The organism is Streptomyces sp. NPDC058664 (assembly GCF_042716635.1).
GTDB lineage: Bacteria > Actinomycetota > Actinomycetes > Streptomycetales > Streptomycetaceae > Streptomyces.
Genome location: NZ_JBHXRW010000105.1, coordinates 1 through 11,291 on the forward strand (window position 1 = coordinate 1; position 11,291 = coordinate 11,291).

The following is an 11,291-nucleotide window of genomic DNA, read 5'->3' on the forward strand; positions in this document are numbered from 1 at the left end:
TCAGCCCGCCCCCTTGTGGATACCGCATGCCCCGGTGATACCGCACGGACGACGAACCGTCACCCCCTACGACTCCACGAGTTCAACCTCAGTAAGTACCGTGGTTGAACGGCAAGGTCGAGCGGTCTCACCGCATCGAATCCGAAAAGTCCTCCCGCCTCCTGGAGGGACAGGTCATCGACGGCTTCAACCTGTTCAATCCCAAAACTCCAGGAGTGGGAGGAGTGTTACAAATACGATCGCTCCCACGGCGCACTCACCGGCCAAATATCCTACGAACGACTCCGATAGGAGGATCAGAATCCATACCATAGCCATACGTCGGTCGTGCATCTAAGCCGTACAAAAAATCCTTATCCCGGATGGTCCTGCTGCTCATGGGCCCGCCTGGTGCACCTTTAGTAGGACGCTTGAACGCATCTGGCTTTGGCATCGTCTCCATCTAACGCTGCCGATCGTAGGCTTGCGTAGATACCCCTTTGATAGAAGCTGCGCAAGCAGTTATCTAAGGGTCTAGATCTCAAGGGCTTGCTATTCCGTGCGACCTAGATAGAGATTCCTTTTGGGTTTGGTTCCCAGGTTTTTTTGAAGAGGATGCAGGACTACGGACGAAGCCCACTGGTGACGAATACCGTGAAGGACATGGTGAACCTATCATCCTCAGATTTCCGCTTCAGCCCAGCCAGCCACTCTTCAGCTGCCGCATCATCCAGCAGACCTTGCTCTACCGCGGCTCCAAGCGCAGGCAAGAAAAATACATCTTCAAAGGACATGTCTACCGAAATCACCGGCAGCGCATTAACTGACACATCCACGAATCCGGCGGCTTTCATGAGTCCACGTGATCGAATTCCTGCACTCGGGTTAGGTACAGAGGTAACCAGAGCTCTCAGAACATTGCGCGTCAATTCTATATTCTCAGCGTCGACCACTATGCCGTCCAAACATGGGTCCGCGAGAACCACTCGACCCCCAGGTGCAAGGACGCGAAATGCTTCGAGGAGGGCATGATCTGGACGGTCAAGATGCAAATACATTCGCTCTGCGCGATACCAGCCCAAGGATTCGTTATCGAAATCCATCGAATAAGCCTCGCCGACCGAGAAGTCCTCGTTTGGATAGCGCAGCCGAGCCGCCTCCACCATCCTATGACTCACATCGATTCCGCATACGGTGTAACCGAGTGATGATAGTTCCGAAACGGCCCGCCCAGGCCCGCAACCCACGTCTACTCCCCGACCATAGGCCCCCTTGAGTAGTTTGTAAGTTTGTCGCCTGACTGCTTCCGCAGCAGGCATCCCTTCGACCTCCGCTAGGTAGCGGACAAGACCATCGGAACTTCCGCTGTCATCCACACGGGAGAAGTCAGACGAATTTATGGACATTTTTCGCCCTGCTTTCCTTCGGTTCCTTCGGGATTTGACTCACGAGGTCTGGACAATGTGGCGAGCTCAAGCCTATTACCTCTATCGCGAAATGACTTGCGCCACTCGTAATTCAGTATCGAATAGTGATGAACTGTACACCACTCTCCCCCCTTCCGGCAGAAATCGCGAATCACGCCATCCCTGGTAAATCCAGCAGCCTCTAGGGATGCCCCAGCAGTAGGATTATTCAGTGTGGTGACGCACCAAACGCGATGCAGAGACAGGTCGCGAAATGCCAATTCAAGAAATAGGGCAACTGCAGCTCGGCCAATCCCAGACGACCAAAGAGAAGGCTTTATTGTTAGCCACCTCCCATAGCCACTTTCTTCTGGACCTAAGACAAGCGAAACACTCCCTATCGCTTCTCCGGAAATAGCGTCAGAAACCGCGAGCGTGTACGTTTCCCGGGGCACCTTCCGGGCATCTGCAGCCGCCTGCTCCAGAGTGGCTGCGACTTGGTCGGCTGACATGGTATCGAAGGCAGTATGCTTCGCCACTCTGGAATCCCCCCAGATGCGGCACATTATTTCCTGATCGTCCGCAGAAAACTCACGAAGGGCAATCCTGTCGATGGGCGTTTGATAATCGTCCACCTAGTACTCCTGGCTGGTCGTTTCGACATTCAGGGCCAATAACTCCGCCAGATACGAGAGGCGCCGACCGCACGATAGGCAGTCGGTGTCAGTCCGTCAAGCGGGATAAGCAGAGAACCGCCAGAAATCAGCCGGATACTTAGCTACCTAGAGATGTGAGGAACCACCGTGACTAGAACAGCACATTCCTCCCTCTCCACTGTGAGTATTCTGTGCTCAACAGGCCTTCTGCTCCACCAGTTGGAGGAAGGTCACTCAGCGTGATCGCTATCACACAGCCCAAAACGCCAATTGGCCTGCACATGGAGTGCAGGCCAATCTGTTTGGTGGAGATCTGCGTGACAGAGGGTTTGGTGTCAGTGGGCTGCTTCGTACGCCGACCGCAGATCTGCAGAAACCCTGCCACGGTCGTTCACGTCATGGCCCTGCTCCTTAGCCCAGGCCCTGATGTCAGCAGAGCTGGGACCACTGCTGGTGCCTTGCGCCCTGCGGTTCTTCGGTCGCCTCTCGCCGCGTACACGACGCGCTTCCGCCGCCGTAAGGAACGGTTCCAGCGCCTCGAGGAGAAGATCGTAGCTGTCCGGGGCTAGATCAATCTCGACACCTACACCATTTACGAGAATGGTGTAGGTGCTGATCTCGGAGGATTCCTCGCCAGTAAGGTCATCAACGTAGGTAACAACGGTCTTCTGTGCCATAGGAAAAATTTAGCACTCGTTCCTTGTCCAGGCCACAGTGATAAGTCGATCGGAAGCCGGAATCCTCCCATAAGGAGCATTTGAACCGTCTGGTTGACCCGTCAGCCCAGGACATCTCGGCTGAGGGAGCCCTCCGCCGCTAAATCCAGCGGCGGCAGTGGCTCCTGAAACATCGGATCGAGCAGCGCCGGGTAACTCCATTCCTCTTCGCCCAGTGGGCACCAAACGCTGCCCACTGCGGCAAGCATTCGAGATTCGGACAGACTACACAGCGCTCGACTGTCATCCTTGACCTAGTACTCCAGCAGCGTTTCGCTATCTTACCTGGTCAGAGGCTTCACGAGTAGTGTAGTTGGCTGGGTGCGGGTCGGGAATGGTCTTGTCGGACTATCGCTCCAACGAGTGGCCACCGGCGTCGGTAGTGGCATTCTTTGGCGATGGCTTGGCGCCTGCGTCTCCACTGCGACCAGTTCATTACATGGGTGCGAAGGGGTGGTCGGGGTGCGCAAGTTGCCAGGATCCGACGGGCTTCTGCCACGGTGAGCGGAACCAGGGAAGAATCGTTTCTGTGCCCCCCTGCTGCCTGGACCACCATCGCCGTGAGGAAGACGTGGGCAAGCATGACAAGGGCAACGTGTCGCATCCAGCCGGTGTAGCGGCGAACTTCGTACTGGTTCAGGCCGCATTCGTTCTTCGCGGCCTGAAAGCACTCCTCGATGGCCCACCGGGCCCCGGTCACCCGGGCCAGTTCGGAGACGGTGACATCCGGTCCCCAGGCTCACGGCCGGGCTTCGCGACGACGGCTGGCGCGTCCACCACACGCGGATCGCCCGCGTGATCCGGAGCATCGGCCTGGCCAGACTGCGGCTGCGCCACAGGCACCGCACCACGACTCCGCACCCGGCCACGACGAAAGCCCCAGACCTGATCGGCCACGACTTCACCGCAAGCAAGCCGCACACCAAGGACACCGGCGACATCACCTACCCCCCAGCCGAAAGGAAAGCTCTGCTACCTGACCACCATCATCAACCTCGCCTCACACCGCCTGGCGGCTGGGCGATCGCGCATCACCTGCGCACCGAGCCCCTCACCGATGCCCTGGCCGCCACTGAACGGACCCGTGCCAGCCTCACCGACGCGGTTATGCACACCGACCACAACGCTCAGCACACCAGCCCAGGTGGCGAGGTAGAGCCAGCCCTCGCCGGTCGGGATGTAGGTGATGTCGCCGACCAGCCTGGTGCCCGGCACCTGGGCCGTGAAGTCCCGGCGAAGTCCCGGCCCAGCAGGTCCGCGGCGGGCCCGGCTTTTCTCGCCTGCCGGGTCAGACTCCGTCACTTGCGCCGGGTGTGGCCGGTGACGCCGTGCTCGCACATGACCCGCTCGACACGTTTCCGGTTGATCCGCCGCCCGAGTCTGCTCAGCTCAGCATGGATACGCGGGGCACCGTAGGTGTGCTTCAAAGCGATGTGAATCACGGTGATCTCGTGAGCCAGGGCCTCGTCGGCGGCCCGCCGGACAGCGCGGATCTGGGCTCCGGTGAGCCAGGCGTAGAAAGAGGAACGGTTCACTTTCAGCAGCCGGCACAGGAAAGCGACGGGGTGGGTGGTCTTCTCCGCCTCGATGAACGCGTATGTCTCGCTCACCGGTCGCTCTCCTTCGCGAAGAAGACCGCGGCTTTTCGCAAGACCTCGATCGTCCGGGCCTGCTCGGCGGCGAGCTTCCGCAGGCGCTTCAGCTCTTCGCGCTCCACGATCGTCAGCTCGCCGGGCCGGCCCTCGCCGCGGTCGGCCTTGGCTCGCTTGTACCAGCCGCGCAGCGACTCCGGACTCACCCCCAGCTCCCGGGCGACCTCCGTCACCGTCCGGCCGCTGGAGTCGACCAGCGCGACCGCGTCCCGCTTGAACTCCGCCGTGTACCGCTTCGTGTACTTACTTCCCACCTGGCACTGCTTTCCCTGGGCTCACACGTCCCAGTGTCCAGGCGTCCACATCAACGGGGGAACTTCAGTTCAGGTTGTCCTGCGTAGTCAGGCCTGGCAGGCAAAGTTGTCAGGCTTCCGGGGGCGTATCTGAGGGCAACTGGGGGTGCGGGAAGCTTGTTTCAGCACTCAAGCAGGCAAGGGCGGGTGCGTTGAGCCATTTTTACTCATGCCGGATCCGCCACCCACGTGATCAACTCTGACTGCGTGCAGCGCTACGCCTCTGTGCGCTGGCACCCTCCGGTGGTCCCCCCCCCGTGACCTGGCCGGAGCGTCCTCGCTGCTCCCCTCATGGGGAGGGGAGCAGCGAGGACCACCCTTCCTGGTGGATTGTCATGCTGGGAGTCTCTCTGCATGCGAAGGAAGCCTGCGGGAGTATCGCAGTGGAACAAGCACGGTTTCCTGGACAAAGTTCGCCAGATACTCATGTCAAGCTCATGGTGAAATGCGGTAGAAATGTCGACAGAATGGCAAATCATTTCCGTCGGAATCCTTCCGGAGGTCGTCGACCTGGCATCGCGCTGCCTCGCATTCGATGGGGGGTTGAAGGAGACAGTGTCAGAAGGGTTTTTGAAGAAAAGGTACTCAGGCGAAGGTGTTCTGGCATACGGCGCCTTCAGTGAGAACTTGCTGGTGGGCGCAGGCTCTGTGCGCCCCTCCGGTGAGCTCTCCATTATTACGGGATTTATAGATCCGAGGCATCGTGGTCGCGGTTTGGCATCCAGCCTCCTGAAGCTGCTGGTTGATGAGGCTCGGCGCAGGTCACCCGGGGTGGAGTTGGAAACTGAGTCACTCTCAGCTACGGGTGATGCGCTGCTTCGCTCGCGAGGGTTCAGGCAGACCTTCGCAGAGGATGTCATGCGCTGCGATCTTAGTCAGCGGCCGCCCACCGTGGATCTCCCGCTCGATTTGGTACTCGAATGTTGGGAGACGGAGAATCAAGGTGCCTTCTACGAAGCGTACAGGGGATCATTCGCAGACCGCCCTGGCTTCCCTGACTGGACTCAGGACCAGTGGGTGCAGTGGACAGTAGATGATTCGTTTCGCCCAGGTCAGTCACTGGTGGCTCGCCGCCCCACGGGCGATCCAATCGGATTTGTGACGGTCGCCGATGGGTTCCTTATCCAGGCTGGCTGTGTACCACAATGGCGGCGACGCGGAGTTTCACGTGCATTGGCAACAAGTGCTCTGAGTCGCATGGCTGCAACCGGTGAACGCGAGGCATTTGTGGACGTTAATATAAACAACGATGCATCGATGAGCTTTGCAAAAGAATTGGGATTCGCCACTATCGCCCGCCGAGCGCGTTACCAGAATTCCGGGATCGATGATCCACAGTCACGTTGATAGCCTGGGTGGGCATGTTCACATATCCTGAAGGGCTTACGGCAGTTCGCTGTAGATGGCCAGTAGGACCTGCGGCATGTGCGATCACGACGTGACGTTTTATGGACTGTTTCTTGGATCATGTTCGGAGCCAGATGATGAGGGCTGCGAGGGTGACGGTGCCGAGTAGATGTAGGCGCGTTTCTCGTAGCGGGTGGCGACCGCGCGGAAGCCCTTGAGGCGGTTGATGGCGTGTTCGACGGCGTTGCGTTTCTTGTAGCGCTCGCTGTCGAAGCCGGTGGGCCGGCCGCCTCGGGAACCTCGGTTCTTGCGGTGTCTTTGCTGGTCGAGGCGTTCGGGGATGGTGTGCCGGATGCCGCGTTGCCGCAGGTAGCCGCGGTTCTTTCGGGACGTGTAGGCCTTGTCGGCCAGGACACGGTCGGGCCGGGTGTGGGGCCGCCCGGCTCTGGCGCGGGGGACGCGGGCCTGCTCCAGCACGTGCCGGAGTTGGGGGCCGTCGCCGTAGTGGCCCGGAGTCAGGACCAGGGCGAGGGGCCGGCAGCGTCCTTCGGCGGCGAGGTGGATCTTGGTGGTGAATCCGCCTCGGGAACGTCCCAGGCACTCGCTGAGCGGACTACCTCCGTCAGTCGGACGGCGAGTTTCCGCGGCACCGGATCGACCCGGTTCGTCCCTGCGGTGTTCCCCTTTTGAGGGCCCGCGGCCGCCGGCGTTTTCCGCGCGCCGGCGGCGTGCTGGTGGGCCCGCACCGCGGTCGAGTTGACCGACACCTCCCAGTCGATCCGGCCCGCGGCGTCCTCGGCAGCCTGGATACGGGACAGCAGTATCATCCAGGCCCCGTCCGCTGACCAGCGACGATGTCGTTTATAGACGGTCTCCCACGGACCGAACCGTTCCGGCAGGTCCCGCCACTGGACACCCGTCCGTACCCGGTAGAACACCCCGTTGATCACCCTACGGTGATCACTCCAGCGGCCTCCGCGCGTACCACCGCGAGGCAGGGGGGGCAGAAAAGCTCCATCTTTCCCAGCCCAGCAAACCCCCTCCCGCAGGCCGTCACCGTTCAGTGGACTCAGACTCAGCAGAACTTGCCCGGCTTTCCAACCGTGATGGTGACGACAGATCCACTGGGCACCACCGTTCCCGCAGTCGGCGACTGTGCCATCACCTGGCCGATGTAGCTGCACGAGGTGTCGATCACTGTCTTCTCCACGACCGCCAGGTTGGCAGCAGCTAGGACGCTGATCGCGTTCTCCCGTTCCGCACTGCGCACATCCGGCACCGCGACATCGCCCAAGCCTGCGAAAAGTAGTTTATTGGGCGACAAACTGCCGACATCGGTGAGCGCACCGTTGGTGGCTCCGTTGACCACCCTGTCACGTACCTGCTGGGGGGTGAACGAGGGGTTCGCCGACAGGACATGTGCTGCGACACCGGCGACATGAGGGGATGCCGCTGAAGTTCCGTTTCCGCGGCCCGCATTGTCATCGTCGTAGTGGAACGCAGAGAGGATCCAATCACCCGGCGCAAACAAGTCCAGACAGGCACCCCAATTGGAGTAGCCAGCGCGCCGGTCAGACTGATCGGACGCGCCGACCGTGATGGCGTTCGGGGTGCCCGCCGGGGAAATGGTGCAGGCGCCCTGATTGGCGTTGCCCGCTGCAACCGCGTAGGTGACCCCGTCGGCGATCGAAGCGGTGACCGAGTTGTTGATTGCCTGGGAGTGGGCGCTCTGGATGCTCATGTTGGCCACGGCCAACTCACCGGGGTCATGGTCGCCGGTCACCCAGTCGACACCCGCAATGACCCCCGCCTCGGTGCCCCAGTTGTCGCAGCCGAGCACCTTCACCGCAGTCAACTGGGCGCCCTTAGCCACCCCGTAGGTTGCACCAGCGGCGACGCCGGCCACATGAGTGCCGTGCCCGTTGCAGTCGGTATCAATGCCGTCCCCCGTGGCGTTGATGCCCCAGGTGGCCCGGCCGCCGAACTCATTGTGAGTGAGTCGGATACCCGAGTCGATAATATAAGTACGCACGTTGCTGGCGGTGTTGGAGTAGATGTAGGAGTTGTCTAGTGGCAGATTACGCTGGTCGATTCGATCCAGGCCCCACGACTCCGGATTGGTCTGCGAGCCCGCAGCGGACACCTTCGCGTTCTGCTCGACATACTTGACCGACGGGTCCGCGGCCAGCTGCTTGGCCTGGGTTTCGGTCATCTGGACTTCCATGCCGCGCAGTGCGTGGCGGTATTGGCGTTTGATCATGCCCCCGTGCCGGCCTGCCAGGTCATGCGCCTTCGCATCTACCTTGGACTGCGGCACAGCGGAGTCTTTGAAGACCACGATGTATGACCCGGCGATCGCGGTGGGGTTGCCTGAACCCAAAATCTGCCCTTCAGTCGGCGCAGCTGCCGTCGAAGTGCCAACTGCGGCCGTGACGGAGACCGCCGCCGAGAGCAATACGAGTGTGGCGGCGGTTCCCCGCCGACTCTGGTTGCGTCTCATCTGGATGGCCCTTTCAAGGGGGTGCTCTGTTCTAGCCACACCGAAGTATGTTTATTAAGCTAACTGGCACTCGGTTGGCCCGGGGGCCAGTTCCAGCGGTGGCGGTGACTCACAGAGGGCCCAAGCCCACGCCAACGTTGATGAGGTCTGCACGTCAGCCATTGAACCCGCTGCCGTTCATCGAATTGATCGTTCAGGAGCCAGACGAGGAGATCTTTATCTGGTCGCGTAGGAGTCTGATGAATGTGCTCCGGCCCCAGACCTCTCGGGCACCGACGTACATGCACCAATCCAACGGGCCGCTGGGGGCTGAGAAGGTCGTGTTCGACGGCACTGAGCGCAGCCCGCAACCAAACACTCAACGAGTACTGGTACTTGGACGAACATCACTGACAAGCTGGGACCGTTCTACCGAACGTGATCAAGGACTTTCCTGCCTCTGCGGCTTAGAGCCAGCGGCTGCATCGCACTTCTTACCCCATTTTCGGGAGAGAATCGACTGTACAGACCGGAAGTCGTGTGGTTTAGGCAGCAGAGAGTCGTGCCCAGTGTGTGGTTCCGCCGGGATGGGCTCGGTTTCCGTGAGCATCGGCGAGTGCCTCGACAATGATCATTCCCCGGCCGTGTTCATCATCGGTACACGAGGACGTCCACGTGCCTTCCTGGCAGGCTGGGCCGCCGTCGGTGACTCCGACCCAGACCTTGCTTCCCGTGGGCTCGCGGTGCAGATGGAGAGTAAGTGGCGGCTGCGCATGCTCGACGGCATTGGTGACCAACTCAGAGACGACCAGCAACACTGCATCGCATGCCTCTGCGCTCAACTGCCATTTATGCAGCACTGGATGAACGGTGTGCCTTGCAGCGCCAACTGCCTCCGGCTGATGTTCAAGCGGGTGTGTCACATCGTTATCTGAAGGCCTGTGCGGCGACGGAACCTGCACACCATGACCACCATGAACCGAGGAGAGTCCAGGCTCCCGGCACGCTGCTGCACCACCGGTGTGGCCCTTCGAGCTGTCGAGAGAGATGGCATACATTTCGATCACTTCCGAATATGCGTTCCTGGCTCGGGCGGGGGAGTGATCCTGGTAAGCCTGGAGCTTCCTCCCTGCACGAACCAACTTCCCCTAAAGGCTGCTGCACCACCTGAGCAAGCACTGCCTAATCCGGTACCCCTAATCGTGACCAGGTGTCTGCTGGCCGATCAAACGCAATGCTCAAGGTCACCATCTCCAGCCGACAGCACGAGGCAGACGTCGCCTTCACACGGGGCCGAGCACAGATCGTCGTCGACGGCACCCGCCTCCGGCGACCCTCCATGTGGTCCAGGCAGACCTCACCGCCCCCCATCAGCGGTCCATCGATGCTTCTGGCCCGGTGACACCATCCCTGGTTCATGAACAGCGATGCCATTGTGCTGGTGGTCGTGTCATTGGTGGTTGAGCGTGACAACGGTCAAAGGGCGCTGGCTGCTGGCGGGTTCGTCGGGTGTTTTGCTGGCGAATGGTGTGATGGACGACTTGATCCTGCCAAGGGCAGTTGCGTGACCGTCATCGCGGCAACAGAGCTACCTCGATCTTGGCGGAACCGAGCCGGCGGTCACGCCGAGGGCCGAGGGAAAAGTCGGACGGCGCGATCACCGACCGGTAGACAACATGCAGGGCCCGGACGAACGACATCCGCTCGGCGGGGCTCTGGACAAGGCGGGCCGCCCTCACTCAAGAGGTCCCGGATCGCGGGGCGGGCGATCAGATGGGCGAAGATCTCCTGACGGACCCCGTCCGGTGTCTGGGATCTCACGACCACCCTGTCCTGCTGGTGGGACTTGATCTCATCGAATACCAACTCAATCCCCCCATCACCGTGTATACGGTGAGCTCTTTCAGATTGGCCATCGATCGGGTGACAGAACCGTGGCGGCGGCCAAGGGCAACAGGCGTGATCCGGCTGGCCTGGGGACCGTCAGCATCAGACGGGGTTTCACCCTTCCGTGCAACAGCTGAAAACGCTCAGTTTTCATCCTGAATAGCCGCAGGTCAACAGCGTGCGAACGGCCTGAACGGATGGTACTGATACGGCAGGTGGAGCATCGGGCTCGTCGGAGGATTCGCCAGGACTTCAGCTGTGCGACGGCCCGTTCTCCCAGAGCCCACAGTCGGGCGTGGTTGCGGTTGAACTGCTGGTAGTGCTCGGGCTGTTCGCGGTGGTGGTAGGACGGGGTGCGGACGGTGGCGCCGGCATCCTGGTAGGCGCGGTCCGCGAGGACGAGGATCTGTCGGGTCAGGCAGGCCTGGACGACGGCTGTGGGCGCGGGCCGCGGTCAGATCGTGGGTGCGGCCGGGTGTCGCGCGGGAGAACCACAGCGGTGTGCCGTCGGGGCGGGCGATGACCTGTACGTTCATGCCGTGCTTGCGGTGTTTCTGCGAGTAGGACGGCTCGTCGGCGGCGATGCGGTCGGTGGGGATCAGGGTGCCGTCCACGATCACGTGGTCGCCCTCGCCCAGGCCGGTCAGGGCCTCATGCAGGCCCGGTTGTCGGCGTACGAGTTGAAGTGCAAAGGTAAGACCGACCGGCAAATGGATCACTTGAGGCGTCGGGTGGTGGGCCGGTTGTCCCAGCGGTACCGGTTCGCCGATCGTCTGATGAGCATACGGAGCGTGACCAGGGTGGCGGCGAGGTAGAGGTAGAAGTCCACGACCTGGCCGTTCTTCTCGGTGCAGCGCCGGAGTTTGCCATAGTCGT

At 61.1% G+C, this 11,291-nt stretch carries 9 protein-coding genes and 4 pseudogenes; 1 reads left to right on the plus strand and 12 read right to left on the minus strand.

Going from position 1 to position 11,291, the window contains the following annotated elements; translation table 11 throughout:
• Nucleotides 1-602: 602 nt before the first annotated feature.
• The 7 genes and pseudogenes from ACFWUY_RS39110 to ACFWUY_RS39140 form a co-directional block, all read right to left on the minus strand.
• On the minus strand, nt 603-1,385 hold the full coding sequence (locus ACFWUY_RS39110) for a methyltransferase domain-containing protein (protein WP_384121307.1): 783 nt from the start codon (nt 1,383-1,385) through the stop codon (nt 603-605).
• Nucleotides 1,376-2,020 carry a GNAT family N-acetyltransferase gene (locus ACFWUY_RS39115; RefSeq protein WP_384121309.1) on the minus strand — a complete coding sequence of 215 codons (645 nt, stop codon included), beginning with the start codon at nt 2,018-2,020 and terminating at the stop codon, nt 1,376-1,378. The genes ACFWUY_RS39110 and ACFWUY_RS39115 overlap by 10 nt, the downstream gene beginning before the upstream one ends.
• A gap of 356 nt (nt 2,021-2,376) precedes the next feature.
• Nucleotides 2,377-2,718 (minus strand): Lsr2 family protein, encoded by a 342-nt coding sequence (locus tag ACFWUY_RS39120; protein WP_384121312.1) that lies wholly within the window; start codon nt 2,716-2,718, stop codon nt 2,377-2,379.
• Nucleotides 2,719-3,310: 592 nt separating this feature from the next.
• Nucleotides 3,311-3,478: pseudogene (locus ACFWUY_RS39125) on the minus strand (IS701 family transposase); the annotation flags it as partial.
• Between the two features lie 251 nt (nt 3,479-3,729).
• Complete coding sequence (locus ACFWUY_RS39130) at nt 3,730-4,059, minus strand: hypothetical protein (RefSeq protein ID WP_384121315.1); 330 nt, start codon at nt 4,057-4,059, stop codon at nt 3,730-3,732.
• Nucleotides 4,056-4,367 carry an IS3 family transposase gene (locus ACFWUY_RS39135; RefSeq protein ID WP_384121319.1) on the minus strand — a complete coding sequence of 104 codons (312 nt, stop codon included), beginning with the start codon at nt 4,365-4,367 and terminating at the stop codon, nt 4,056-4,058. The genes ACFWUY_RS39130 and ACFWUY_RS39135 overlap by 4 nt, the downstream gene beginning before the upstream one ends.
• Nucleotides 4,364-4,663 (minus strand): transposase, encoded by a 300-nt coding sequence (locus tag ACFWUY_RS39140; protein ID WP_384121322.1) that lies wholly within the window; start codon nt 4,661-4,663, stop codon nt 4,364-4,366. Before ACFWUY_RS39140 ends, ACFWUY_RS39135 begins: the two co-directional genes overlap by 4 nt.
• 495 nt (nt 4,664-5,158) lie before the next feature.
• On the opposite strand from ACFWUY_RS39140, the gene ACFWUY_RS39145 reads away from it, so the two are divergent.
• Nucleotides 5,159-6,049 (plus strand): GNAT family N-acetyltransferase, encoded by an 891-nt coding sequence (locus ACFWUY_RS39145; protein ID WP_384121325.1) that lies wholly within the window; start codon nt 5,159-5,161, stop codon nt 6,047-6,049.
• A gap of 118 nt (nt 6,050-6,167) precedes the next feature.
• Here the strand turns inward: ACFWUY_RS39145 and ACFWUY_RS39150 are convergent.
• The 5 genes and pseudogenes from ACFWUY_RS39150 to ACFWUY_RS39170 form a co-directional block, all read right to left on the minus strand.
• Nucleotides 6,168-7,113: pseudogene (locus ACFWUY_RS39150) on the minus strand (IS5 family transposase).
• An 11-nt stretch (nt 7,114-7,124) separates the two neighbouring features.
• On the minus strand, nt 7,125-8,549 hold the full coding sequence (locus ACFWUY_RS39155) for a S8 family serine peptidase (RefSeq protein ID WP_384121329.1): 1,425 nt from the start codon (nt 8,547-8,549) through the stop codon (nt 7,125-7,127).
• A 524-nt stretch (nt 8,550-9,073) separates the two neighbouring features.
• Nucleotides 9,074-9,586: an ATP-binding protein gene (locus ACFWUY_RS39160; protein WP_384121332.1), complete on the minus strand. Its 513-nt coding sequence runs from the start codon at nt 9,584-9,586 to the stop codon at nt 9,074-9,076.
• Between the two features lie 979 nt (nt 9,587-10,565).
• Nucleotides 10,566-11,080: pseudogene (locus ACFWUY_RS39165) on the minus strand (transposase family protein); the annotation flags it as partial.
• A 50-nt stretch (nt 11,081-11,130) separates the two neighbouring features.
• Nucleotides 11,131-11,291, minus strand: a pseudogene (locus tag ACFWUY_RS39170) (IS5/IS1182 family transposase); the annotation flags it as partial.